Source organism: Pseudoalteromonas sp. SA25 (assembly GCF_011378705.1).
In the GTDB taxonomy this organism is placed as follows: Bacteria; Pseudomonadota; Gammaproteobacteria; order Enterobacterales; family Alteromonadaceae; genus Pseudoalteromonas; species Pseudoalteromonas arctica.
This window is the reverse complement of record NZ_WTKV01000002.1, coordinates 62,426-88,904: the sequence shown is the minus strand read 5'-3', so window position 1 is coordinate 88,904 and position 26,479 is coordinate 62,426. Positions and strand designations below refer to the sequence as shown.

At 39.8% G+C, this 26,479-nt stretch carries 22 protein-coding genes; 10 read left to right on the top strand and 12 right to left on the bottom strand.

All coding sequences use genetic code 11. The annotated features are described in order from the left end of the window. Positions 1-111: 111 nt before the first annotated feature. The 4 genes from GQR45_RS01890 to GQR45_RS01875 form a co-directional block, all read right to left on the bottom strand. A complete protein-coding gene (locus tag GQR45_RS01890) occupies positions 112-1,332 on the bottom strand; it encodes a Xaa-Pro peptidase family protein (RefSeq protein ID WP_165724949.1) in 1,221 nt (406 codons plus the stop codon). 101 nt (positions 1,333-1,433) lie between these two features. Continuing rightward, on the bottom strand, positions 1,434-2,042 hold the full coding sequence (locus GQR45_RS01885) for a flavin reductase (RefSeq protein ID WP_024605704.1): 609 nt from the start codon (positions 2,040-2,042) through the stop codon (positions 1,434-1,436). Between the two features lie 9 nt (positions 2,043-2,051). Beyond that, complete coding sequence (locus GQR45_RS01880) at positions 2,052-2,774, bottom strand: SDR family NAD(P)-dependent oxidoreductase (RefSeq protein ID WP_165724948.1); 723 nt, start codon at positions 2,772-2,774, stop codon at positions 2,052-2,054. Continuing rightward, positions 2,771-3,169, bottom strand: coding sequence for a DUF393 domain-containing protein (locus GQR45_RS01875; RefSeq protein ID WP_165724947.1), 399 nt, complete (start codon positions 3,167-3,169; stop codon positions 2,771-2,773). Before GQR45_RS01875 ends, GQR45_RS01880 begins: the two co-directional genes overlap by 4 nt. Before the next feature lie 120 nt (positions 3,170-3,289). Between GQR45_RS01875 and ppc the strand changes: the two genes are divergently transcribed. Further along, the gene (gene ppc / locus GQR45_RS01870; protein ID WP_165724946.1) at positions 3,290-5,935 is read left to right on the top strand and encodes a phosphoenolpyruvate carboxylase; all 2,646 of its coding nucleotides are present in this window, start codon (positions 3,290-3,292) and stop codon (positions 5,933-5,935) included. A 135-nt stretch (positions 5,936-6,070) separates the two neighbouring features. Continuing rightward, the gene (cdd, locus tag GQR45_RS01865; RefSeq protein ID WP_165724945.1) at positions 6,071-6,997 is read left to right on the top strand and encodes a cytidine deaminase; all 927 of its coding nucleotides are present in this window, start codon (positions 6,071-6,073) and stop codon (positions 6,995-6,997) included. Between the two features lie 68 nt (positions 6,998-7,065). Here the strand turns inward: cdd and udp are convergent, their stop codons facing one another. After that, positions 7,066-7,821 (bottom strand): uridine phosphorylase, encoded by a 756-nt coding sequence (gene udp, locus GQR45_RS01860; protein WP_007582384.1) that lies wholly within the window; start codon positions 7,819-7,821, stop codon positions 7,066-7,068. A gap of 454 nt (positions 7,822-8,275) precedes the next feature. On the opposite strand from udp, the gene GQR45_RS01855 reads away from it, so the two are divergent. From GQR45_RS01855 to GQR45_RS01825, 7 genes are all read left to right on the top strand, one after another. After that, positions 8,276-9,385, top strand: coding sequence for an arginase family protein (locus GQR45_RS01855; RefSeq protein WP_165724944.1), 1,110 nt, complete (start codon positions 8,276-8,278; stop codon positions 9,383-9,385). A gap of 129 nt (positions 9,386-9,514) precedes the next feature. Continuing rightward, complete coding sequence (locus tag GQR45_RS01850; RefSeq protein ID WP_165724943.1) at positions 9,515-10,204, top strand: amino acid ABC transporter substrate-binding protein; 690 nt, start codon at positions 9,515-9,517, stop codon at positions 10,202-10,204. Between the two features lie 147 nt (positions 10,205-10,351). Beyond that, positions 10,352-11,653, top strand: coding sequence for a hemolysin family protein (locus GQR45_RS01845; protein ID WP_007582388.1), 1,302 nt, complete (start codon positions 10,352-10,354; stop codon positions 11,651-11,653). A 289-nt stretch (positions 11,654-11,942) separates the two neighbouring features. Then, positions 11,943-13,112 carry an efflux RND transporter periplasmic adaptor subunit gene (locus tag GQR45_RS01840; RefSeq protein WP_010553970.1) on the top strand — a complete coding sequence of 390 codons (1,170 nt, stop codon included), beginning with the start codon at positions 11,943-11,945 and terminating at the stop codon, positions 13,110-13,112. Positions 13,113-13,124: 12 nt separating this feature from the next. Continuing rightward, complete coding sequence (locus GQR45_RS01835; RefSeq protein ID WP_165724942.1) at positions 13,125-16,259, top strand: efflux RND transporter permease subunit; 3,135 nt, start codon at positions 13,125-13,127, stop codon at positions 16,257-16,259. Continuing rightward, positions 16,256-17,674 (top strand): efflux transporter outer membrane subunit, encoded by a 1,419-nt coding sequence (locus GQR45_RS01830; protein ID WP_165724941.1) that lies wholly within the window; start codon positions 16,256-16,258, stop codon positions 17,672-17,674. The genes GQR45_RS01835 and GQR45_RS01830 overlap by 4 nt, the downstream gene beginning before the upstream one ends. 96 nt (positions 17,675-17,770) lie before the next feature. Then, positions 17,771-18,397: a TetR/AcrR family transcriptional regulator gene (locus GQR45_RS01825; protein ID WP_007582392.1), complete on the top strand. Its 627-nt coding sequence runs from the start codon at positions 17,771-17,773 to the stop codon at positions 18,395-18,397. 66 nt (positions 18,398-18,463) lie between these two features. On the opposite strand, the gene GQR45_RS01820 is transcribed toward GQR45_RS01825, so the two are convergent. The 6 genes from GQR45_RS01820 to GQR45_RS01795 all read right to left on the bottom strand — a co-directional run bounded on the left by GQR45_RS01820 (position 18,464) and on the right by GQR45_RS01795 (position 24,128). After that, complete coding sequence (locus GQR45_RS01820) at positions 18,464-19,576, bottom strand: HupE/UreJ family protein (RefSeq protein WP_007582393.1); 1,113 nt, start codon at positions 19,574-19,576, stop codon at positions 18,464-18,466. After that, entirely contained in the window at positions 19,573-20,598 is a 1,026-nt protein-coding gene (locus tag GQR45_RS01815; protein WP_007582394.1) for a hypothetical protein, read from the bottom strand. Before GQR45_RS01815 ends, GQR45_RS01820 begins: the two co-directional genes overlap by 4 nt. Positions 20,599-20,651: 53 nt before the next feature. Next, positions 20,652-21,161 carry an Ig-like domain-containing protein gene (locus GQR45_RS01810; RefSeq protein ID WP_165724940.1) on the bottom strand — a complete coding sequence of 170 codons (510 nt, stop codon included), beginning with the start codon at positions 21,159-21,161 and terminating at the stop codon, positions 20,652-20,654. 11 nt (positions 21,162-21,172) lie between these two features. Further along, positions 21,173-22,765, bottom strand: a complete 1,593-nt coding sequence (locus tag GQR45_RS01805; RefSeq protein ID WP_165724939.1) for a DUF4331 domain-containing protein — start codon at positions 22,763-22,765, stop codon at positions 21,173-21,175. A 158-nt stretch (positions 22,766-22,923) separates the two neighbouring features. Next, positions 22,924-23,607 carry an anti-sigma factor gene (locus GQR45_RS01800; RefSeq protein ID WP_165724938.1) on the bottom strand — a complete coding sequence of 228 codons (684 nt, stop codon included), beginning with the start codon at positions 23,605-23,607 and terminating at the stop codon, positions 22,924-22,926. Continuing rightward, the gene (locus GQR45_RS01795) at positions 23,604-24,128 is read right to left on the bottom strand and encodes a sigma-70 family RNA polymerase sigma factor (RefSeq protein ID WP_007582398.1); all 525 of its coding nucleotides are present in this window, start codon (positions 24,126-24,128) and stop codon (positions 23,604-23,606) included. The genes GQR45_RS01800 and GQR45_RS01795 overlap by 4 nt, the downstream gene beginning before the upstream one ends. A gap of 349 nt (positions 24,129-24,477) precedes the next feature. On the opposite strand from GQR45_RS01795, the gene GQR45_RS01790 reads away from it, so the two are divergent. Then, positions 24,478-26,097 (top strand): diacylglycerol kinase family protein, encoded by a 1,620-nt coding sequence (locus tag GQR45_RS01790; RefSeq protein ID WP_010553963.1) that lies wholly within the window; start codon positions 24,478-24,480, stop codon positions 26,095-26,097. A 50-nt stretch (positions 26,098-26,147) separates the two neighbouring features. On the opposite strand, the gene GQR45_RS01785 is transcribed toward GQR45_RS01790, so the two are convergent. Continuing rightward, complete coding sequence (locus GQR45_RS01785) at positions 26,148-26,456, bottom strand: VF530 family protein (protein WP_010553962.1); 309 nt, start codon at positions 26,454-26,456, stop codon at positions 26,148-26,150. Positions 26,457-26,479: the final 23 nt, after the last annotated feature.

The following is a 26,479-nucleotide window of genomic DNA, read 5'->3' as shown; positions in this document are numbered from 1 at the left end:
TATCCTTTTGAGGATTGCTTTGGTATAACAGGGGATATTGGGATGAACTGCACTTTATCAATACCAAACTAAAAAGAGCAGCTAAACAGCTGCTCTTGAAGGTATTCAGTTTTAAGCGTTAAGCCCAAATGGGTCGTCAATGCTATGGCTAGGCTCTGTAAACCAATGAGGGCCGTTGTCGGTCATGTAAAAATGATCTTCTAAACGTACGCCAAATTCATCAGGTATAACTAACATTGGCTCGTTACTAAAGCACATGCCTGGGGCAAGTGGGGTTTTATCACCGCCAACTAAATATGGCCATTCGTGAATATCTAGCCCAATGCCGTGGCCCGTTCGATGCGGGCAACCCGGTGTTTGGTACTGCGGACCTAGCCCTTGCGCCGCTAAATAAGTACGTGCGCCAGCGTCTACGTCTTCGCACGTAGCACCGATTTTAGCTGCATTAAACGCCGCCATTTGCGCTGCTTTTTCATGATCCCAAAACATGCGTTGGCGCATTGTTGGTTCGCCAAATACATAGGTACGGGTTATATCTGATAGGTAATCGTGTACTTTACAGCCGGTATCAATTAATACCATATCGCCTTTTTTAAGTACTTGGGCGTCTTTAACACCGTGCGGAAAAGACGTTGCAACACCAAATAAAACAATACAAAAATAGTTACCTGGCGCGCCTACTTTTTGATGTGCTTGCTTAATAAAGGCTTCTACTTCGGTGGTGGTTATTCCCTCATAAAGCATGCTTGCTGTGGCTTGATGTACGGCTAAGGTCATATCCATCGCGCGCTGCATTAAGCTAAGCTCGTGAATTGATTTATGCATACGGCAATGCGCCGTTACAGGTTGTGCGTTTATGAGTGTTAAACCCGTTTGCGCTTTATTAATGCCGTCGAATATAAAAAACTGTGCGCTTTCATCAATGCCAATGGTTGCGTTTTCATTAATATTTAACTTTTTTAGTACTTCGACAAAAAGTGCATAAGGATTTTCGTGCTCTTGCCACCCATGAATAGGTCCCTCTATTACTTTAAACCCGTTTAGTGAACCAATTTCGAAATAAGGCGCAATGTATTGTACTTCACCAAGGGCCGGTAATATTGCGCCAACCATGCGCTCGCTCGCGTACCATTTCATACCTGTAAAGTAGGTTAGGTTGGTGCCAGCGTTTAAATAAATTGCATCTATGTTGTTTGCAAGCATATAAGCTTGCGCTTTGGCTATGCGCTCTAAATGTTCGTCAGCTGCAATAGGGGTTAGCGTTTGCGTCATATTACTTAGGCTTGCCAACGCTTGCTCGCTTGATTGTGTACCAATACCGATGGTAGTCATATTTTTCTCCTTGGATTTTTAGCTAGTGTGATTAATACCAAGGTAAAATTCAATGTTATGCGATAAGAGGCTAATAGTTTATAGCCTCTTAAATGGTCATATTATTTTTTAGCGTAAGGTAAACGCGTGAGTTTATTGCTTGTGTGGTAGCTATCAAGCCCGGTTACTGCGACTGTTTCTATTGCTTGTAAATCTAGGAAACCATCGCTTTGCAGCGCGGCTTTATCAACAAAAACATCCATAATTTCGCCAATAACGAGCTCAGTCCCATTGATGGCTAAATGTTGATTTTCTACGAATTTAACCGAGTACTTTAAGCGGCTTTCTTTTACAAAAGGGGCTGCAAAGTCGTTTAAGTATTCAGGTGTTAAGCCTGTAGCATCAAACTCAGACTCGTCTTTATCGTAACGGGCTGAAGTTTGATGAGCTTGTTTATAAATCGACTTATTCACTTGATTAATGGTGTAAGTGCCCGTTTGTAAAATATTTTCAAACGTATGACGCGGCACACTGTGAGGGCGCATAATCATTGCGACTAAAGGTGGGTTAGCCCCAAGGTGAATAACCGAGCTTACAATCGACAAGTTGGTATTGCCGAGTAAGTCTTGCGTGCCAATTAAATTAGCGCTTTTAAAACCCGAAAGAGAATTAATTAAATGTGTACGGGTATGTTTTTCAAGTGCGTCTATACGCGCTTTAGTAAAATGCATTAGAAGTCCTTACCACGGTATTGTAGAGCCTCGCCAATCTAAATAAGCAGGCTCACCGTTTAGTTTTAAATCAGGGTTATTGTTTGTTAATTCAAATAGTTGCTTGGCTACAAATTCAGGCGTAAATAATTTGCCTTCGGGTACATTTCTTTGAAAGGGCTTTGAAAGTGCTGTATCGGTAGTGCCAGGGTGAAACAAAATAAGTTTGGTATTTTTAGCTCGGCGTGAAAGCTCTATAGCAGCGGTTTTAAATAGCATGTTAAGCGCCGCTTTAGATGCGCGGTAAGTATACCAACCACCTAATTTATTGTCGTTTATGCTGCCTACGCGCGCACTTAATGCAGTAATAGTACACTGCGTTTTGTGGGTTAACAGCGGCAAAATACTCTGCAAGCAAAGTAGGGGAGTTAGGGTGTTTGAATTTAGAAGTTGGCTAAAATACTCAGCGTCTAAATCCTCCAGCTTTTTTTCAGGCATATGGGTTTCGTTGTGCAGTGTACCATTGAATATAATAACTTGTTGTATATCGGCATTTTGCTCTTTTAGGTAATTAGTAACGCGCGCTAAACTTTGTTTTGTGTAGTCAGTATGCAGGTGGACAACACTTGAGCCAGATTCAATACTTTTTGAACTGATACAAACGATCTGATGAGTAGGCGTGTTTATTTGTAGATGTTCTATATATGCATTTGCTATGGCACTGCTTGCGCCGAATAAAACAATAGTTTTCATTTATCACCTTTTGCTTTTAGTCCACATTGGCCGTTACTGCACTGAGTATTTGGCATTAAAAAGCGACTGATGGGGTGCCGATACTTAGCAAATAATAGGTATCCGCAGTCAGCGAAGAAGCGAATTATTGGCAAGCGAAAAATTTTCAACCAGCTGTGTTTACCCACTATTTTCCATGCTTCGTAAGTTACATCAAGCCCATAAATCATTTCACCTGATTGCTTTTGAGCTTGAAGGTAGTTCATTGCTTTGTCTTTATCAATATACGGGTAGCGCTCGCTGAAGTCGCTCGCGTTAAGATCTTCAAGCGTAATAAAGTTTTTGTTATCAGCGTGTTTTAGTTGCTGCATTTCGGTGCTACAAAGAGGGCAGTTACCATCGTAAAAAATGATCATGTGAATGCTTTGTGATTATTTTATATATACTTTTTTACGACAAGACATTGCAAATGGATCTATTAAATATCTCTTCATGATGATATTAATAGTGTCCTACGAAAAAATGGAGACTGATAAATGAGTGAACAATACGCCGCCTTGCGAGGTAATGTAAATTTACTAGGGCAACTACTAGGACAAACAATCAAAGATGCCCAAGGTCAAGCGATTTTAGATAAAGTGGAAGAAATTCGTGCTTTATCAAAATCATCTCGCAGTGGTAACGAAGACGACAGACAAGCGCTAATAGATGTTTTACATGCGCTTAGTGATGAAGAGCTTTTACCGGTTGCCCGTTCATTTAATCATTTTTTAAACCTTGCTAATGTAGCAGAGCAATTTCATACCGTTTCGCGTTTTAATGACGTTGGCCTTGGTCAACAAAACCCTCTCACTCAAACATTAAAAACGTTAGCTACAAAAGCAGAACAAGGCCAGTTAGACAGTAATCATTTGGCCGAAACACTCTCAAAACTCCACATAAACTTAGTATTGACCGCTCACCCAACCGAGGTTACGCGCCGTACTATTATTAACAAACACGTTGAACTAAGTGATTGCTTAGCGTCATTAGAGCGAAAAGATAACTTAGTGCAAGAGCGGGACAATATTTTAAATCGTATTGAACAGCTGATTAGCCAAGCTTGGCATACCGACGATATTCGTCGCTCTCGCCCAACGCCAGTTGATGAAGCCAAATGGGGCTATGCAGTAATAGAAAATAGCCTTTGGCATGCGGTTCCGCGCTTTTTACGTGAATTTTCAGCGAATGTTAAAGACCAGTTGAGCTTAGAGTTACCAATAGATTACAGCCCAATTGAGTTTACATCGTGGATGGGTGGAGACCGTGATGGTAATCCATTTGTAACATCGCAGGTAACAAAAGAAGTGCTTGATCATGGTCGTTGGATGGCACTTAACTTATACATTCAAGACTTAAAAACGTTGTGCGCTGAACTCTCTATGTCAGATGCCAGTGATGAGCTTGTTGAGCTTGCAGGGCAAGAGTTTGAACCATACAGAGCGGTAATCAAAAAGCTCAAAAATCAGGTTGCAGAAACAGTGGCGCACTTAGGTGCTAAAATTAAAAATAAGCGCAGCGATTCACAAGATTTAATTACTAATATTAATCAGCTTAAACACCCGGTTGAAGTGTGCTATCGCTCGTTATTAAAATGTAATATGAAAGTAGTTGCGGATGGCTTATTACTTGATTTACTGCACCGTATTAATAGCTTTGGTTTGCGTTTAGCTAAACTTGATGTGCGCCAAGATTCGTCTCGCCACGGCGATGTGTTTTCAGAACTGACGCGTTACTTAGGTTTAGGCGACTACAACCAATGGCAAGAGCAAGACAAACAAGCATTTTTACTTGCAGAGCTTAACTCGCGCAGACCGCTTATTCCAAAGCATTGGCAACCAAGCCCAGATGTACAAGAAGTACTTGATACCTTTGATGTAATTGCCAAGCAAGACGAAGCAACATTTGGTTTGTATATTATTTCGATGGCGCGAACAGCGTCAGACATTTTAGCAGTACAACTGTTGCTAAAAGAAAGCGGCTGTAGCTTTGATTTACCAGTAGCACCGTTGTTTGAAACACTCGACGATTTAAACGCAGGCAGTGATGTAATTACCACACTGCTTGATAATGTTTGGTATCGCGGGCACATTAAAAACACTCAAAACGTAATGATTGGTTACTCTGATTCAGCTAAAGATGCCGGCATGATGGCAGCAGGTTGGGCGCAGTACGAAGCAATGGATAAGCTAGTACAGCTTGCTGATGCACGCGGTATTGAGCTTGTTTTATTCCACGGACGTGGTGGTACAGTAGGACGTGGTGGTGCACCCGCTGCACAAGCGCTGCATTCACAACCACCTGGCTCATTAAAAGGTGGCTTGCGTGTAACCGAGCAAGGCGAGATGATTCGCTTTAAATTTGGTTTACCCGATGTAGCACTGCAAAGCTTAAATATTTACGCAGGCGCAGTTCTGCAAAGTAACTTATTACCGCCACCAGAGCCAAAACCGCAGTGGCGCGAAGTAATGAAGCTAATAAGTGAGGAGTCATGTGAGCATTACCGTAATGTAGTTCGTCATGATGAAAACTTTGTACCTTACTTTAGAATGGCAACACCTGAGCTTGAACTGTCTAAGCTACCGCTTGGCTCGCGTCCTGCAAAACGTAATCCTAATGGTGGCGTTGAAAGCCTGCGTGCTATTCCATGGATTTTTGCTTGGAGCCAAAACCGTTTAATGCTTCCAGCATGGTTAGGTGCGTTAACAGGGTTAAAAGCTGCGCTTGATAAATATGGCGCAGAAACCTTAAACGAAATGAGCTTACAGTGGCCGTTCTTTAGATCGCGCTTAGAAATGCTAGAAATGGTATTTAGTAAAGCCGATTGCTGGTTGAGTGAGCATTACGACAATGCGCTGGTGGAAGATATGTACAAACCACTGGGTGTAACACTTCGTAAAGAGCTTCAAGAAGCCATTAGCTTAGTGCAATCACTTAGCCCGCAAAAAAGCCTCTTAGCCGAACAGCCTTGGATTAAAGAGTCGATTAGTTTACGTAACCCGTACACCGATCCACTTAATTTATTACAAGTTGAGCTTTTACGCCGTGCTCGCTCAGAGGAAAAACGCAACGAAGGTGACATTGATAATGCATTAATGATCACAATGACAGGTATTGCAGCAGGTATGCGTAATACCGGCTAACATGTTATTTTATTAGGTATACCAGTTAAAATTAAAGGGAGCACGCGATGTGCTCCCTTTTTTTGCGTTTAATAACCTAGCAATTAGCGGCTTAACCTTTTAAACTACTTAGCCATTGAATAATGAAAAAATGTTATGGCTTCAGCAACTTTTACTGTACAGCAAGATACAGCACTTACAAATTCGCACATCACATTAAACGTAGCGCAAACAGCGTCATTACGTAGTCAATTAAAATCACAACGTGGCATATTAAATTCTAATAATATTAAACAGTTATGCACGCAGCTTAATGTATCTGATGATGCATTATTACAAGGTTTAGTGCCTTTAGCTTCTGAGTTTGCTGTTGCACCGGTATCGCATTTTCATGTAGGCGCAATTGTTAAAGCACTTGATGAAAACGATGAGGTAAAATTTTACTTTGGTGCAAATGTAGAGTTTGATCATCAAGCATTGAGTTTAGTGGTTCATGCAGAGCAATCGGCTATAAATAACGCATGGTTAAACGGCGCTAAAAAAATAGTTAAAATAGCGATTAGCGATGCACCGTGTGGGTATTGCCGCCAGTTTATGAACGAACTCGCTGATGCGAAAGAGTTTGATATTTTATTGCCAGAGCAACACTTTAAGTTGGCAGAATTACTGCCGCACTCGTTTGGGCCGACTGATTTAGGTAACGCGTTTAGCTTGTTTAATCCAGAGCCTCACCAGCAAGTATTTGCAAATGATCAACTAGATGAAAAACTAGCAAGTACAGCATTAAACGCATACGTACCCTATAGTAAAAACTTTAGTGCAGTAAAAATTAGTACATTTGAAAATGGTGATTTTTACGGAAGTTACGCAGAAAACGCAGCGTACAGCCCAAGCTTGTCGCCACTACAAAGTGCACTTAGCCAATTATTTATCGCAGGGCTTAGCTTTAACGAAAGTACAGTAAAATCAATTACACTTTTAGAAACCGCAGGCCATGAAAACCAAGCGGGTGTAGCACGTGCTGTACTTGCAAGTTTTAAAAATCTACCGGCAATAGAAGTAATTAGCGCTCAGCTAAAATAACCTCTTAAAAACAATAAAGCACAGCCAGAGCTGTGCTTTATAATTTTATCTATTGAGTTTACTTGGTATTAATCAAGTAATACTTTAGCCGCTTCTAATACTACCGCTACAGATTTACGCTCAATTTCACCATGGTCAACATTTGGTATTTCTTGTCGAGTACGATTAACAAGTACGCCGGCAACACATGCTGCTTGTAAACCAAGGGCTGCACACATAGTAAATAATGTTGCTGATTCCATTTCGTAGTTCATCACGCCCAGTTTTTGCCACTCTTCGCAGCTACCTTGTAGTGATTTAGGAACGTAACCAGAATGCGTATCGTAACGCTCTTGTCCTGGATAAAATGTATCGCTTGATGCAGTAATACCAATATGAAAATCGATATTTAAGTTTTTACATGCTTGTACCATAGCTTGTGTTGCATAAAAGTCAGACACAGCAGGGTAGCTAAGAGGAGCAAAATGCTGGCTTGCACCGTCTAAACGTACAGATGCTTGGCTAATTAAAATTTCGCCTTCGTTGATATGTGGCTGAATCGCACCTGTTGTACCAATACGTAAAAATTTACGCACGCCAAGTTGTGCTAATTCTTCTACTGCAATCGACGTAGATGGACCACCAATACCCGTAGAACAAACAACCACCGAATGGCCGTTTAGTTGACCTAAGTAAACATGAAACTCACGAGTTTGAGCAAGGCAGGTTGGGTTGTCTAGGAATTGTGAAATGCGTGCAGCACGATCTGGATCGCCCGGTACAATCGCAAGTTTTGCACCTTTAAGATCGTCAATACATAGTCCTAAGTGAAATACCTTTTCCATAGCTAAGCCTTTTTATAATAAATTGTGTCAATCTAGCATCATTGCTAGAAACGTTTATCAAGTACAGGACGATTGTCCGTTTTATCTTAACTCCTCCAATTAAGTCTTAATAATTTTAAGGATTAATTTGATTTATTCATCAACTATGAATATTCAATCAAGTGCTTATACAAGTAGCCTTGTTGTGCTGTTGACATGTTCAAGCAGACATAATAAGTATCAACCAAGCGCGTAACTACAATTAAATAGTTTATGGTAAATATTCATTAATATTAAATTAATTCAATGGCTTAAATTTGTATTAAGCACGTAAAAGATAACGTGTTTATTTATATTAGGCACAGACTTATTTAGCAAAGTGGAATTTATTTGAAGTTTAGGCACTTTTGGTGATTTTGCATAACTAATCAAAAGTAATTAGCTACGTACAGAATAAAAATCGAAGGAGTTTATTATGAGCACACAATTTGAAGCATTTAAAAACAAAGTTGAGCACTGTTTGTGCGCACCAGGTGATGGCGTATACACAGTAAATACTGCAAAGGAGCGCAAAGCCGCACTGCGTAATAAACTTTATGGACAAACTGAAAACGTTGATAATTTGTGGCGCGAGTCTTTAAATGAATTACCAAATTCTCCACATAAAGCCGTTATGTTAGGTATTAGCTCAGACTGTGGCGGTGGTATTTTACGCGGTGCAAACTGGGGACCACTGTTTGTGCGCTCAGCTTTAATTGATCAGCAACCGCAGTGTCACTCGTTTGATTTAGGCGATGTACGTGTAATCCCACATTTACTTCATGATAAATACCTAAATGATGCAACCATTTCTAATTGCCAAAAAGCCCTATACGGTAATGAAGATAACGACTATTACGTAAGTCCGTTATCAATCACAGAGGATGTATGCGACAGCTTTTACGCGACATTTAAAGATAAAGGGATATTTGGTATTGGTGGCGATCACTCAATTAGTTACCCACTTACCAAAGCGTACTTAAAAGCAAAACGTGAGCAAGGTAAGCGTACCGCTATTATTCACTTTGACGCGCATACCGATTTACTTGTTGAGCGCCTAGGCATAGATTTATGTTTTGGCTCTTGGTGTACACATATTTTAGAGTTTTTACCGGCACCACATCATTTAATACAATTTGGTATACGCTCAAGTGGCAAGCCTAAAGCGCACTGGGAAAGTACCTTTGGCGTTAAGCAACATTGGGCACATGAAATCATTGAGCGCGGCGCAGCAGCGGTTGCTGCCGACGCTATTGCACAATTAAAAGCTGATAACGTTGATGAAATATACGTAAGCTTTGATATTGATGCGCTTGATGCAGAGTTTGCATCTGCCACAGGTACGCCAGAACATAATGGTTTAACACCACAGCATGCGCTTGATATTTTATCAGCTATTGCGGATGAGTTTCCGATTACGGGTGCTGATATGATGGAAATAGCGCCATTTACCGACAGCTCTTTAGTGGGTCAATCAAGCTCTGAAACGACACTTAGAGAAGGCGCTAAAATTTCAGCCTTTTTAATTAGTGCGATGAACAAGTAAGCTGTATGAGCTATAAATACTAGCACTATCAGCGTATAAGTGTGCATTACATGACTAAAAACTAGCAGTTCATAAAGCCTCAGCTATATTTATTAAATACTTATAATGAGTTAGTTGAGGCCTTGCTAAATGAAATTATTGATCTTTTTATTGTTCATTAGCTGTATTAAAGTTGATGCAACTGAAATCACAATAGTAACGGAAGTATTTCCGGATTTTCAGTATCTCAATGAAGATAATAAACTCGTTGGCCGCTCTGTCGAGAAAGTTCATAAAGCGCTAGAAGGTACTGATATAAAATACACTATGTTGGCGCATAGTTGGGCCATTTCCTACAATGCAGCGCTACGCGATAAAAATACCTGTATATTTTCAATTGTTCGATTACCTAATAGAGAAAGTAAGTTTAACTGGGTAGGTGAACTGGAAAGCTTTGATTCTGCCATTTATGGTCTAAAGTCCAGAGGTATAAAGTTAAATACCCTCAATGATGCTAAAAAATATAAAATAGCAGTACTGCGTGATAATTTTAGTCATCACTATTTGCTTGAGAGGGGCTTTAGTGAGAACAAGCATTTATTACTCATCGATAGCTTAGATAAAATAGATAAACTCATAAGCACTCGTCACCATATACTTGATTTTGTTATCCTCAACAAAAAGCAATTTAACTACCGAGTTAAAACAGAGCCTAAGCTTGAGTTACTCGAACCATTACTAAATCTAAATACAACTCAGTCTCCGTTATTTTTTGCCTGTAATATAAATATGGATCCGGCTTTAGTTTCTCAATTAAAAGTCGCCTTTAATAAAATTTAAGCACTTTAAATTTACTGTTTTACCTCTCAACCAATTGAAAATTAATAGCTTAAATATATTTCGTAAATATAAATTGCTGCGTTTAAAAAACCGATTATAATCCAGCTGCTTTTTGTTTAAAAAAGCGCTAACTTATTGGAGCGTTAAATGGGTGATTTAATCGGGATTAGCTTATTGATCTTGATCAGTGCGTTGTTTGCTATGTCAGAAATAGCAATTGCAGCGTCGCGTAAAATAAAACTGCGAGTAATGGCAGATGAAGGGAATATAAAGGCAGCAGCGGTACTAAAGCTACAAGAAAATCCAGGGGCTTTTTTTGCCATGATCCAAATAGCACTCAACGCGATAGCGATATTGGGTGGTATTGTGGGCGAGCAGGCCTTATCGCCTTATGTTGAAAGTGTGTTGGTACTGTTTTATCAAGGTGCACATTTAGAAAAAATTAGCTTTTTATTCTCGTTTTTTACTATTACATCCTTGTTTATATTGTTCGCCGATTTAATGCCAAAGCGTTTAGCGATGATCATGCCTGAAGCGGTCGCTGTTAGAGTGGTTACAATAATGCGCTGGGTTACCTTTGCATTAACCCCGCTGGTGATGTTTTTTAATGGTGTCACTAACTTTGTGCTGCGCTTATTTAAAGTGCCCGCTGAGCGAGAAGACAATGTGACAACTGAGGACATTGTTGCCATGATGGAAGCAGGTGCTGCATACGGTAGTTTGCAAAAGCAAGAGTATGAATTAATTGGCAATGTGTTTGACCTAGAAGCGCGATTTTTATCAAGCGTAATGACGCCACGCGACCAAATTGTATATTTTGATTTAAACGAATCTAGCCATGATATTGCGACTAAAATTATTGACCATCCTCATAACCACTTTTTAGTGGTGTCAGGAAATTTAGATAAGTTGCATGGCTCTGTTGAATCTAAAGATATTTTACGACAAGTACTAAAGGGCGAAGCTGCCAATATAAACGATGATCTCATTGATAAAGATGTTTTTTACTTACCGGAAACATTAAGCCTATCAGAAGCTTTAAATGCGTTTAAAAGCGCAGCAAAACCATTTGCTGTTGTCGTAAACGAATATGCGCTTTCGGTGGGCATTGTAACGGTAAAAGATTTAATGAAAGGGTTTATGGGTGATTTAATTACTCATCAAGGCGACGAATTAATCATAGAACGCGATAAAAATTCATGGCTTGTAGATGGCTTAACCCCAATTACCGATTTAGCAAAAGTACTTGATATAGAAGAATTTCCTGATCAGATGCACTATGAAACGGTCGCTGGCTTTTTAATTTACAATATGAAGCGAATACCTAAACGCGCGGAGCATTTAACTTTTTCAGGCTTTAAGTTTGAAGTTGTTGATGTAGAAGGAATTAGGGTAGAGCAGTTGTTAGTTTCAAGGGTTATTAACCCGCAGAGTGCTAATATCCTTTAAAATAAGGTGTGCGCTTTAGTTTTTATATAAATAGCCAAGCTGTATTTGCTTGGCTTTTTTGTGTCTGTTAAAAACTTCGTTTCTAAAATGAGATATTATTTCAATATGTTAAGTTGTTTTATTTTCATACAGTCTTGATTCTATTTTCATCTAATTAACATTAAATGCAACCTAAGACGTATATTGTACTGAGGAGTGTAAGTTTGTGTAAATTTCTTCTAATTAAGATTCATTATCAGCGCGTTTTAATTTAGAATGATCGTTCACTCTAAACTAAAAGGTATTTAACATGCAGCGTTCCCGCATCGCTTTATTTGTATTGTCAGCCCTCGTCGGTTCTGTTGCTTTAACTGGTTGCGATCAGGCTGCTGAGCAGTCACAAGCTTCAGCTCCTAAAGCTGTACCAGTGGGTGTACTTACATTAAAAAGCCAAGCGCTTACTCTCAAAAAAGAACTTCCTGGTCGTATCAGTGCATTTCAAATTGCTGAAATTCGCCCACAAGTAAGTGGTATTGTGCAATCTCGTTTATTTGTTGAAGGTAAAGAGGTTAAACAAGGCCAGGCTCTGTATCAAATAGACCCTGCGACATTTGAAGCAGACTTAGCAGCAAGTGAAGCAAGTGTTGCACGTGCTCAGGCGAGTATTTCAAGTAGTAAAGCTAAAGCATCTCGTTTTAGCGAGCTTTTAAAAATAAAAGCGGTAAGTCAGCAAGACTTTGATGAAGCAGATGCTGCATACAAACAAGCAAAAGCAGAATTATTAACGGCTAAAGCGCAGTTAAAATCGGCGCAAATTAACCTTGATTACAGCCATGTGTCGTCACCAATTAGTGGTCAAATTAGTAAATCAAGCGTAACTGTAGGTGCATTAGTAAGTGCCAATCAAAGTACTGCACTTGCTACAGTGACTCAGTTAGATCCAATTTATATCGATTTAACACAATCAAGTAATGAGCTTACCAAACTTAAAAAAGCAATATCATCAGGTGCTCTAAGTGTTGATTCGACTAGCCAAACTGACGTTGAACTTATTATGGAAGATGGCTCTGTTTATCCTCATAAAGGCACATTGCAGTTTTCTGAAGTGACAGTTGATCCAAGTACTGGCTCAGTAATACTACGTGCTAAATTTTCAAACCCAGAAAAATTATTACTGCCAGGCATGTATGCCCGAGCTTCTATTGTGGAAGGTGTTAAGGCGGGTGCTATTTTAGCTCCGCAACGTGGTGTTAGCCGTAATTCAAAAGGCGAACCAACAGCAATGGTTGTCAGCAAAGACAACACAGTAGAAAGCCGCGTATTAAAAGTAGATAGAACGATTGGTTCTGATTGGCTTGTTACTGATGGCTTAATGGATGGCGATAAGTTAATAGTTGAAGGTTTACAAAAAATCCGCCCTGGTGCACCAGTGAATCCATCTGAAATTCAATCGTCTACTAAAGCCGATCAAGCGCAATAACGGAGAGTTTTAATGTCACGATTTTTTATCGATAGACCGATATTTGCTTGGGTACTCGCTATTGTAGTGATGCTTGCAGGTATTTTGGCGATTAGGAGTTTACCTATTTCGCAGTATCCTTCAATTGCACCACCTGCAGTGAGTATCACTGCAACGTACCCTGGTGCATCTGCACGTACACTTGAAGATACGGTAACGCAAGTTATTGAGCAAAAAATGAAAGGACTTGATGGCCTGCTTTATATGTCATCTACGTCTGAGTCGAGTGGTTCTGCTACGCTTACACTTTCGTTTAGCGCTGAAACTGACCCTGATATTGCACAAGTTCAAGTGCAAAATAAACTAGCGACAGCGACTCCACTATTACCAGAAGCCGTTCAAAGGCAAGGTGTTGTAGTTGCAAAGTCAGCGCGTAACTTTTTAATGGTTTATGCTTTTGTGTCTAAAGATGGCAGCATGACCAATATTGATATTGGCGATTATGTTTCATCAAACGTGCAAGATATTGTCTCGCGTGTTGAAGGCGTAGGTGAAGTGCAGCTGTTTGGTTCTCAGTACGCGATGCGTATTTGGTTAGACCCTTCAAAGTTACAAAATTATAAGCTGACACCTGCTGATATTAGTGCATCAATTAGTGCGCAAAATGCACAAGTATCTGCTGGTCAACTTGGCGGTATGCCTGCCGTTGATGGTCAGCAACTTAATGCAACAGTAACAGCGCAAAGTCGATTACAAACGCCAGAGCAATTTGAACAAATATTAGTTAAAACCAATCCAGATGGCTCTTTTGTACGTCTAGAGGACGTTGCTAGAGTAGAGCTTGGCGGTGAAAGCTACCGCGTTGTTGCTCGTTACGATGGGCAACCTGCATCAGGATTAGGTATTAAATTAGCCAGTGGTGCTAACGCACTTGATACTGCCGCTGGAGTTAAAAAAGCAATTGAAGAGCTAAAACCGTTTTTCCCTGAAGGGTTAGATGCTGTTATACCTTACGACACAACGCCGTTTGTATCGTTATCTATCGAAAAAGTTATTCACACCTTAATTGAAGCTGTTGTACTTGTTTTTGTAGTTATGTATTTGTTCCTACAAAACTTTAGGGCAACACTTATACCAACAATAGCAGTGCCAGTGGTTTTACTAGGTACGTTTGGTATTTTGTACACTTTTGGTTATTCAATAAATACGCTAACGATGTTTGCGATGGTACTTGCCATAGGCTTATTGGTAGATGACGCAATCGTTGTTGTAGAAAACGTTGAGCGCTTAATGACCGAGGAAAAACTCTCGGCACTTGAAGCTACGCGTAAATCTATGGATGAAATTAAAGGCGCGCTGGTAGGTATTGCCATGGTGCTTTCTGCGGTATTTATCCCAATGGCATTCTTTAGTGGCTCTACCGGTATTATTTATCGTCAGTTTTCTATAACACTGGTATCGGCGATGGGGTTATCTGTTTTAGTTGCTCTTATTTTAACGCCTGCATTGTGTGCAACGCTTTTAAAACCAAGCCATGTACATAACAATGAGACGTTATTTGGCCGATTTTTTACAGGCTTTAATCGTGGTTTTGATAAAACAAATTCAGGTGCACAAAGCTTTGTAGGCCGTATGCTTACGCACTCTAAACGCTACTTACTTATTTATGGCGTGATTGTGGGCGGTATGGTTTATGTATTCTCAAGCTTGCCAACGGCATTTTTACCTGACGAAGACCAAGGTATTTTGTTTAACCAAGTTTCACTGCCAGCGGGCTCTACAACACAACAAACGCTTGAGGTTGTTAAAAAGGTAGAAAATCACTTTTTAAACGATCAATCTGAAGCCGTAAACGGTATTTTTACCGTTACTGGTTTTAGTTTTGCAGGTTCTGGCCAAAACTCAGCCATTGCCTTTGTTAACCTTAAACATTGGGATGAGCGCCAGCGTGACGAGTTATCTGTTCAAGGTGTTGCAGGTAAAGCAATGGGCTACTTTTCAACGATAAAAGAAGCGTTTGTGTTTGCATTCCCGCCACCTGCAATTGTTGAACTGGGTACTGCTAATGGTTTTAATATCTTTTTACAAGACCGTGTAGGTCTTGGCCATGACGCACTTTTAGCTGCGCGAAATCAGTTATTAGGTTTAGCAAGCCAAAGTCCAATTTTAGCGGGCGTACGTCCAAATGGACAAGAAGATATGCCAGAACTACAACTTGATACAGATTTGGCAAAAGCCGAAGCGCTTGGCGTGTCGCAAAACGATATTAACAGTACACTTTCGACAGCATGGGGTAGTAGTTATGTGAATGACTTTATTGACCGTGGTCGAGTTAAAAAAGTGTATATGCAAGGTGATGCACAATCGCGCATGGTGCCTGAGGACCTAAATAAGTGGTATGTGCGCAATAATAATGGCGATATGGTGCCGTTTTCAGCGTTCGCTAGTGCTTACTGGACGTATGGTTCGCCACGTTTAGAGCGTTACAATGGTTTTTCAGCAATGGAAATTCAAGGTAGTGCAGCGCCGGGTTATAGTACAGGCCAAGCAATGGATGAAATGGAGCGTTTAGTTAAACAGCTGCCTAATGGTATTTCGTCTGAGTGGACCGGTATTTCATTCCAAGAGCGCTCAAGTAGTGGTCAAGCACCTTTACTATATGGCTTATCGCTGTTGTTTGTATTTTTATGTTTAGCTGCACTTTATGAAAGTTGGTCGGTACCGTTTGCGGTAATGATGATTGTGCCACTGGGTATATTTGGTGCAATTATGGCAGCGCTAGGCGGTGGCTTATCTAACGATATTTACTTGCAGGTAGGCTTGTTGACCACCATTGGTTTGGCATCTAAAAATGCGATACTGATTGTAGAGTTTGCAATTCATAAAATGGATGATGGGCTTGGCTTAGTTGATGCGGCTATTGCAGCTGTACGCTTACGATTACGTCCAATACTCATGACTTCGATGGCCTTTATTTGTGGTGTTTTACCGCTTGCAATAGCCTCAAGTGCGGGTTCTGGTGCGCAAAATGCGTTAGGTATTTCGATTATTGGCGGCACACTCGCATCATCAATATTAGTTGTTGTATTTGTACCGTTGTTCTTTGTGTTAGTTCGCCGTGTATTCCCTGGTAAAACTAACGAGACAACAAAGGAGAGCGCAGAATGAGCATTAAAACATTCAGCCTAAGTGCAATTGCTTTATTTGTGCTAAGTGGTTGTCAATTAGCGCCAGAGCAAAAAGACCTTGCTCTACCAGTATCTGATGCTTATGCATCAGGTACTGAGCAAAGCGCTGCGCAGCAATTAAATTGGCAGCAGTTTTTTAATGATGAAAAGCTACAAACCTTAATTACGCAAAGCCTTGAGCACAATAAAGACATGCAAATTGCAGTGCTTAATGTGCAGCGTGTTCGTGGTTTGTACCAAATCGAAGACTCTGCTTTGTATCCGTCGCTTGATTTAAATGCTTCTGGTACGCGCCAGCGTTTACCGGCTGATTTGTCGGGTACTGGCGATGCAGCTATTAGCTCGCAATACAGTGCAACAGTGGGCATTACGTCTTACGAGTTAGATATTTGGGGCAAAGTACGCAATCAATCAGCGCAAGCACTCCAAAATTTATACTCTACAGAGCTTAGCCAATACAGTACGCAGGTGTCTTTAATTTCAGAGTTGGCAAATGCGTGGCTTAGTTACGCGACGGACTTACAACTGCTAGAGCTTGCAAAAGAAACGCTCACCTCTCAGCAAGAGTCATTATCGCTTACGCAAAAAAGTTTTGATTTAGGTGCAACTTCTTCAATTACCCTTGAGCAGCTTAGAAGTACAGTTGCTACAGCAAAAGTAGACATAGCAACGTACAAACGTTTGTTAAAGCGTGATAAAAGTGCCCTAGATTTATTAGTGGGTAAATCTGTTTCAGCTGATTTACTGCCTAGTAAAGACCTGACTAACTTGATCAGCATGCCAGAAGTGCCGGTCGGTTTACCGTCTGACCTGTTATCGCAACGCCCTGATATTAAAGCCGCTGAGCATTTAATGCTTGCTGCAAATGCCAATATTGGTATTGCACGTGCAGCGTTTTATCCAAGTATTAGCTTAACAGCCAATGCCGGGTCTGCTTCAAGTGATTTAAGTGGCTTGTTTGATTCAGGCTCGGGTACATGGAGTTTTGTGCCGTCAATTAGCCTACCTATTTTTAATATGGGACGTAACCAAGCAAATCTTGATGTAGCAAAAGCTGATCAAGAAATTGCAGTGGCTACTTATCAGCAAAAAATTCAAAATGCGTTTCGCGAAGTTGCCGATGCACTTGCTGATAGAGAAGGTTACCAAGAGCAATTAAGTGCCCTTGATATGCTTATAAGTAGCCGACAAATCACATTTGATTTATCAAAAATGCGTTACGAAAAAGGCGCAGATAGCTACTTGCAAGTACTTGATGCTCAGCGTACATGGTACGGCGCGCAGCAACAGTTAATTTCGGGTCAGCAAGCGTATCTTGCAAGCCAAATTAACTTGTACAAAGCGCTTGGTGGCGGATGGAACGTAACCAGTGAAACAGCTCAGGAAGAGAAATAATATTTGCGGCTTTTAAAGCCGCATTACATATTTATATAGCGAGACTATTTATAGCTCTTGCTTTACTGAGTTTATGACTTGGTAGTGGAGTTGAACATGAAGCCTAAAGCAAAAAGGCAAACAGATCCCGCGATAGCACTGGCTAGGCGCGAACAAATACTAACAGCTGCTGCAGAGTGTTTTCGCCGAAAAGGTTACCACGGTGCAGGCATGGCTGAAATATCTAAAACGGCAGGGATGAGTGCAGGCCATATTTATAATTACTTTGAAAGTAAAGAAGCCATTATAGAAAGCATTATTGAAAAAGACATGGAAGAAATGTTTTCTATCTTCCAACAGTTTGAAGATCACCCAGGTGATGTTTTAGCAGCTCTTTTAGATGGCTTAAACATTGGTGTGCAAAGGCACATGGACACAGGGGCATGTGTAGTTGATTTAGATATGATGGCTGAAGCAGGTCGAAATGTTAAAGTAGCTTCATTGCTACGTGATATGGATACTCAAGCACGCGGGCGCATGAGACAGCTTTTAACTAGCGAGCGAAGTGCGCTCAAAGACATTGATGAGCTTGAACTTGAAAGTCGAATTAATGTTATTTTTTCGATGATGGCAGGGTTATTACTTAGAAAGTTACTCTACCCAGAGTTAACCGAAGAAACAGTACTAATAGCGCTTCGCCCGGCGATGAAAACATTACTGATGCCATTTGATAAAGCGCAGTAACGCTCAAAATAAATAACCAAAAGTAAGCTAGCCAATACTTTGGCTAGCTTTTTTATTTTAGTCTATTTAAAATCGCTCGATTGACCACTGAAGTGCAATGATTGCGATAGCAACGGAGCCCATTGGCATTAACCACTTTTTATACCAAGTGTAGTGTCGTACATAAATGAGTATTGGTAAGGCTACTAGTAAGATACTAAGTTGACCGATTTCGACGCCTAAATTAAACGCCAATATACTAAGCAGTTGATAGTCGCTCGACAAGCCAAGCTCGCCAAGTACGCTCGCAAATCCCATCCCATGTAGTAAACCAAAAGCAAAAGTAAGCCAACCTAAACGAAGTACCAACGGCCACACATTATTTAATGCTGCAAATAAAACCGATATAGCAATTCCAAGCTCTACCCAGCGGCTATTTGGTGAGACTAAGTTCATAGCTGTTGCGGTAAGCGTAATAGAGTGCGCAAGCGTAAACGCGGTTACTATCCATGCTGTGTGTTTAATAATTTGTTTTTTAGAGCTAATACCTTGCCATGCTTTATCGCTGCGTTTTAAAACACAGGTAAGTAACAGGGCGATTAAAAATAAAATATGATCAATACCAATCCAAATATGTAAAACACCCTGATACACGTATTGATTAAACGTACTTAAATAACTTGTTTGCTCAAAGCTGAACGTTTGTTGTGCCTCGTTGATATTAAATACACGAGATACACCGTTTATATTTACGATGGATTTATGATTGGCATCGGTATTAAAAAAAGCAGAATAAGAAAGAGAAATTGCTTCATTGTCATCACAACTAAACAGCAGCGGAATAACCAAATAAGGCTGATTAAAATGGTTATCTAGCTGATAGATACCTTCACTTTTTAAAGGGCATGATTGCGCGTTTTGCGTGATATTTAAATTTTCTTCAATGAAGTTATTAATTGAGCTGCGTTTTGCTTTTATTTCTGTCCACGAAATTTGCCCGTTTTTATCTAAATCCAGAGGAACTGCGTGCTCTAAGTCGGCTATATTAATTTGCCAGGTACCCGTGTATTGGTTTTTGTTGGTGTCGTTATTGTTCTCGCTATTTAAGGTTATATAACTTGTACTTAGTTGATGGGCAAAGCTGTAAGTTGAAAAAATGCACAGCATTAAAGTGAGTATAAATAGATAAGGCGTTTTCATAGTGTGTCTCGTTGCATCGCTTTTGCTTGAATAAGTAATTGCTCATCGGTGCTCATTTTAGCCTGTTGCCAATTAATATGAGCCCAGTAAAGTGCTTTTTCGCGATTTGGTTGTACATCAAGGTAATATTTAGCTAAGTCACTTGCATGAAAAGAATCTTTCCGAAGCTCTCGTAGTGTAACTCTTTGCGCCATTGTATTTTGCCATTTTTTATCGCGTTTATTTAGTTTTTTTTCTGCGATTGAAAGTCTTAGCAAAATAGCATCCTCTAAATTACTTTTATCAGGAAGCAGTACGCTTAATGTATTTAATACTTGTTGTGGTTGATTTAGAGCAATTTGAATATCGGCCCATAAAACAATTAGGCTCACAGGGGCTTGAACTAAATCTACACTTTGTAAGTGAGACAATGCTTGTTTGTAGTTATTTAAACGATAGCTCATTTCACTTAAAACATGGTTTGTAGCTAGGCTAGTTTGATTATTATTTATAATTTTTACTAATGCTTGGTAGCTGTCTAAAACGCTTTCATGTTGGCTTTGTACATCGAGTACACAGGTGCTAGCAGTAATAGTGCTTACTTGCCCAATTAAGGCTACGCAGTGTTTTTTTGCTTGTGCGAACTTACCTTGAGTCATAAATATATTGGCTAGCAATAAATGGCTATTACTATGCTGTGGCTCTTTAATCAAAACGTTGTTAGCAATATCAATAGCTTCGTTGAAAAGGTGCTCTTTTTGTAAAACGCGAGCATATAAGTAACCAATTTGAGATGAGGGTGTTTGTTTATATAGCTGGGCTAAACGGGTTTTAAGTAGCCCCTGTAAGCGCTCTGTTTGGCCTGCATATTGGCTGTTAGTGACTAATGTATTTATCTCGTCAACAGAGAGGGAAGCACTAAGCGTTGAATTACTTTTAGCAATAACTGCATCATCTTTTGGGGTAAAAGGCGCAGCGCTTAACGCAAGGGGTGTTAGGCATAAAGTAATAAATGCGACGGACTTAAAAATTGATAAATGCATTATAAATATCCTTTGAAAAAAGCCATCCATGGCCTGTCAGCTTAATTACTTGGTTAGTTACCGTTTGTTGAAATTAATCCATCAACATCGGTATCGGTGTTTGTAAACACCCGACCGTTAACAGTTAACGGCTCTGCATTTGGGGCTTGATTAAATGCATCGGTTGCAAATTGAGCAAAGTCGACTTGTAGTGCGTCAATTGTAATGTTCACTGTTGCAGTTACTTGCGAATTAACGCCATCACTTACACCAAACATAAAACTATCTGAACCTGTCACTTCTTTATTCGGTGTGTAGGTAAAGTTACCATCGCTATTAACGGTAACAGTTCCAAGAGTTGGCTCACTTGTTAACGAGTAAGTCAGTGAATCGCCATCATTGTCGGTTGCGCTAAGCATATCGGTAATGCTTACTTCAGTTTGTGTAGTTAGTATTGCATCACTTGCTGTAGGCGCTGTGTTTACAAGCGGAGTAGGCTGTTTTTTATCATCATCGCTACTACATGCTCCCAATGTTAATGCACTGAGGAGAACACAAATATGGGTAGTTTTTAAATTACGCATTATTTTACTCCTTATTTAGAGCCAGCAAGCGGTGTTGCAAGGTATGGGAATGATGAATCCATCATTGTTGCATCAATAGGTGCGCCGTCTGTAAATGGCACTGTGCCTGTATTAGCATCCTCTGGTGCACAAAGTCCTAAATCAGTGTCTTCACCATTTACAGGAATAGGATGACATAAACGACCCATCACAACACGAAGTGCAATATCAACCACATCATCACCCGGGCGACGACCATTTGGGAAGCCGGCTAAATCATTACCCGCTACACCAAATGCAGATTGAACAGCTTGCGCTGTTGCTGCAATGCCTGTATTTAAACGTAGCATTTCTGAAGGTGTTACAGTTGCTTGTTGATTAACGCCTGCAAAACCTGTTAAAAATGCAGTGATTAAATCAGTACGCGGGAAGTTTGTGGGTGCCAGTGTTTCTAAGTTTGCGCCAAGGGTCGTATTAACAGCATCTTTAAACAAAATGTTTAATAACTCTGGTAGTGCTGGATGAGATACATAATCTAAAAATTGTGCATCATCTTTAGGGTGAGCAGTAGAGAATGTGTCTTTGTCTTTAATGCCAATTACAAGCTCGTTTACAAGCGGGCTACCCAAGCGTGAAACTTGTGTTAAAGCACCACCATTAACGGCGTTATTAGCAAATTTAGCATTAGGGTTTAATACGCGAGCTTGAGGTAGGCTTGCTGTTGTCCACGAACCTATTACGCCGTTACCTTCACCAACAATACAGCTCTTAGGTATTTCGATAGCAATTGATGTTACGTTTTTATCTGCAAGGTCGTCGTTATCAGCTGATTGTGTTATACCACCTGGAAAACCACCGCCGTCACCAGTACCAGGGGCGCTATCACCCTCTACAGGTACATAGTTAACTAAATCAAATGTTTTACCTAGGTTAACTACAAATGGGTCTTTACGTTGTCCTACAAAAACTTGTGCCATGCTTTCACAGTTAGGAATTGAAACCTGATACACAAATTGGTCAGCGTAAGTTTGGTAATCGCTCATTGAACCAAATGTTTTATTGCCCACATAATCAAGTGGTTTAGAAAATGTACTTGAGTTTGATGCTGTGTTGTTTAATACCGTTGTTTCGCCAGTACGCTGCGCGCCGCTAATCATGCTCATTGTGTATGATTCACTAAAATTTGCAGCGCTGTCATCACCGGCAGATACACCGCCTACATTTTTAAGCGGTACAGACACGGTGCGTTGATTACCTTCAGGTCCAACAGTTAATTGCACACCTTGGTTATCATTAGGAAGCATGCTTTTAAAGTTAAACGCAAATGTAATATCTTCAACAGCATCGCCGTCGTTATCTATATGAATGCTGTAGGTAGCATCTGGGTCCATTGCAAAGTAATTAGGACCGCCGTATGCGTCTTGCAGTGGGATATAGTTAGCAATTAATGTTACAAAATCATCACGACCTTGCTCGTAACTATTAAATACATAAAAATCGGTTGAGTCTAAAGTCGGGAAACGGCTTATATTTGGCGCTTCTCTGTGGCTTGATGCTTCACTTGGTGCACTTACAAACGTACTACATATTACTACTGCGAGTATTGATGGAGTTAAAGCTTTCATGACTTTGTCCTTTAGTTTTGATTGAAGTCATAGCTAATAACGGGGCAGGATTTAAACTGGATGCAAAAAAGTTAAATTATTTTTATTTTTTGTTAAAAAAGTTTTGAAGAAGGTTGGCTGCTTTATTTAAGCAGCCAACTTTGGTCATAATAGTAGGGTTATAAAAGTACCAGCTCTGTGGTGTATAGTACCTCAGTAGGAGATCCATTTGGCGAGCCGCCAATAGGTTCTAAGCTTATGGCTAGCAATGCAATATCACTTGCGTTAAAACGGTTATCTTTTAATAATATTTTACTGCCTTGCTTGGGAAGTAAACCCAGTGAAATAGGTGCATCTTGCCCTTTTAAAATCATCCACAACTCATAATCTTTGTTAGTTTGGGCAACCAATTGGCTACTGGCTTTAATTGAGAGCCCTTGCTCGTTAACATCAATAAACCATAATGATTGTTTATCTTGATTTTGAACCAAAGCAATTTGTTGCGTGTGCATAACATTGGTACTAGGTTGAATAACCAAAAAGGCTAAAACAATACACGCAGCAGTTGCCACAAAAGACCATGTACGCCAAATTGAAGGCTTGGTATGTATGACTGTTTTACTTGTTTGTGGCCTGTTTTCAATACGCTGTAGTATATTTACCCATACATCGTCACGTGGCGTTTGCGGTGTGATAGCACTCGCTAAGTTGTTTAGGTTTTGCTCCCATAGACTTGTTGCTTCACGTGCTTGATTTGAGTTAAGTAACAGACGCTGAAAACGCTTACGGGCAAGCCCTCTAAGTGTGCCAAGCACGTACTGCCCAGCAAGCGCGTCTAATAGTTCGGGTTTATTATAATTCATAATGTTAAACACCTTTGTAGCTGCATAAGCCCACGCCTGATCCAGCTTTTAACTGTACCTAATGGCGTTTCTATATGATCCACTAACTCGCTATGACTCAGCCCCTTATAATAAGCTAAGTGAATAGCTTGTTTTTGTTGCGGCTCAAGCTGTTCGATACAATTAACCAGTTTCGTTTCTTCATCGTAATTAACGTCAACACTTTCATTTTCATATTCGTCATCGCCTAACGACTGCTCTTTTCGTACTTTGTGATAGCGCAGTGAGTCAAGACTTCTATACCTAACTATACTTATCATCCAACTAATAACGGTGCCTTTAGAGGCGTTATATTCAGATGCGTTATGCCAAATTTTTATAAAAGCGTCTTGTAGTGCCTCTTCCGCATAAGCTCTGTTAGTGAGCATATTTAAACTAATAGCAAAAAGTTTGCCGCTAGTTTGTTGATATAAACTTGAGAAAGCATTTTTGTCTCCTTGTGCTGTTGCGCACAAAAGAGGGAGTAAATCATCGTTATCCATAGGGGTCCTGTTTTTCTTATTATCATTGAGTAAACGGTTGAGAGTGTGATTTGGATGCAAAAAATTTAATTGATTTTTAGATTAGCTGCTTTATACGTTAGTACAAGCAATAACCGATCAGTGTTTGAAATTTAGACGTGTAAGTATAATTTATTCACATGTTTGTAAAAAATGCACAAAGAGCAGATTGCACTTAAATTTATTTTATTATTAACATTACATATCAATAACTTATTATTTTAATTTGAATTTAAAATGCCATTTATATGGCGTGATATTTGCAAAAGAGTACATAAAGCCGTTTAAATTAAAATTAGAAAATCGGAATTATTTACACAAAGGAGAAACTATGTGGGCTGCAATTGGTTATTCACTTTTAGCATTACTACTTATTTTTATTGGTTGGGAAGTAAACTCTGTTTACTTTGCTATTGTTTTTTATTGGACTGCACTGTCACTTTTATTAGTGAGTACCGCATATATTTTTAATACAGCAAAAATATTTAGAAAACGTGAAAATGGGGTGATCCCATTTTATATACGTTGGGCGTTTGTGCCATTTTTATTTGGTGTGCAAATTTATAATGCCTGGTCACGTAAGCGCGATAAAGTGCCGCCAATTCAAAAAATAAACGAAAACCTATTTTTAGCTTGCCGATTATTTCCCTCAGACATAGACACATTAAAAGATAACGGAATTACTGCAATTTTAGACGTTACGTGTGAATTCGACGGACTCGAGTGGAGTTCAACACAAGAGAATATAAATTACTTAAACATTCCGGTGCTCGATCATAGTATTCCTACCCATTCTCAGTTAAATCAGGCTATTAATTGGATACATCATCATATTAAAGAAAACCGTCGCGTAGTTGTACATTGTGCTTTAGGCCGTGGGCGCTCTGTTTTTGTAATGGCGGCTTATTTATTGAGTCAAAACAAAAATGCAGATGTACATGAAGTACTTGCACAAATAAAGGAAACCCGCGAAACCGCAAACTTAAATAAGCATCAGCTTCGTCATTTAGCTAAGCGTCATAAAAAAGGCGAGCTGCTGATTAAAAACAAAGCAGTTTTAATTGCAAATCCAGTATCTGGTACACGATTATGGCAAGAAAAAGAGCACTTAATTGTTGCGCGGTTATCGGCCTATTACGATTTAAAAGTACTTACTACTTCACAAGACGTAAACGGTATTGAGCTGGCTAAACAAGCGATTACGCAAAAACCAGACATGATAATAGCGTGTGGAGGCGATGGTACAGTGGCCGAAGTTGCAAGCGTACTTGTAAATACACAATGTAAGCTAGGTATTATACCAATGGGGACTGCAAACGCACTTGCGCATGTGTTGATGGGGATTAGCTCTAAATTTATTCCTGTTGAACAAGCTTGTGACTTAATTATAGATGGTCAAACAAGCACAATAGATACCGCTTATTGTAATAACGAATTAGTACTACTACTCGCGGGTATTGGTTTTGAGCAATCTATGATAGAAAAAGCAGATAGAGAGTCGAAAAATAAGTCGGGGCAACTTGCCTATTTAAATGGCTTTTTTGAAGCGTTTGGCGAGCAAAAATCACAGTTACTTAGTGTGAAACTCGATGATAATGAGCCGAAAGAAATATGTACAAATAGCTTTATTGTGGCTAATGCTGCGCCTTTTACAACGTTATTGGCTCAAGGTGGTGGGCAGCCAAATCATAGTGACGGGCTTCTTGATGTGAATTGGCTAACACCAAATAATGAAAATTCTACGACAATATTGAGCATTGCAGAACTGATGTTTAGCAGTTTAACGCAAACACATTTAGCTATAAATTCGCATCATACAAATGCTAAAAGAGTCGAGGTGACAGGCGAAGGAGAGCTTAAGTACGTACTTGACGGTGAAGTTAAAACTGCTCACAAACTCGTTATTACTATTGAGCCGGCCTCATTAAATGTGATTTGCAAAGAGCAATAAATCGCGCTAATTACAATCAAAAAAGGAGCTAAATTAGCTCCTTTTTTACATCATTTTTTAATTGATGGCCAAACAAACCCTGTTGTATCCGGCGCTTGAGAAGATGTTTCTCTCGGCGCACTTTTTGGTCTACGAATAGGTTTGTTATTTATAGTGTGAATATAAAGTGCTTCCACTTTATCGCGAGCCCAAGGCGTTTTACGCAAAAACTTTAAACTCGATTTAATGCTCGGTTGATCAGTAAAGCATTTGATTTTTACTTGCTCGCCAAGTGTTCTCCAGCCAAGTCGCTGTTCTAACTCAACAAGTATTTGTTCTAACGTTACCCCATGTAAAGGGTTTTTAGGTTGATTATCCATAGCCATACTACTTATTTAAACTG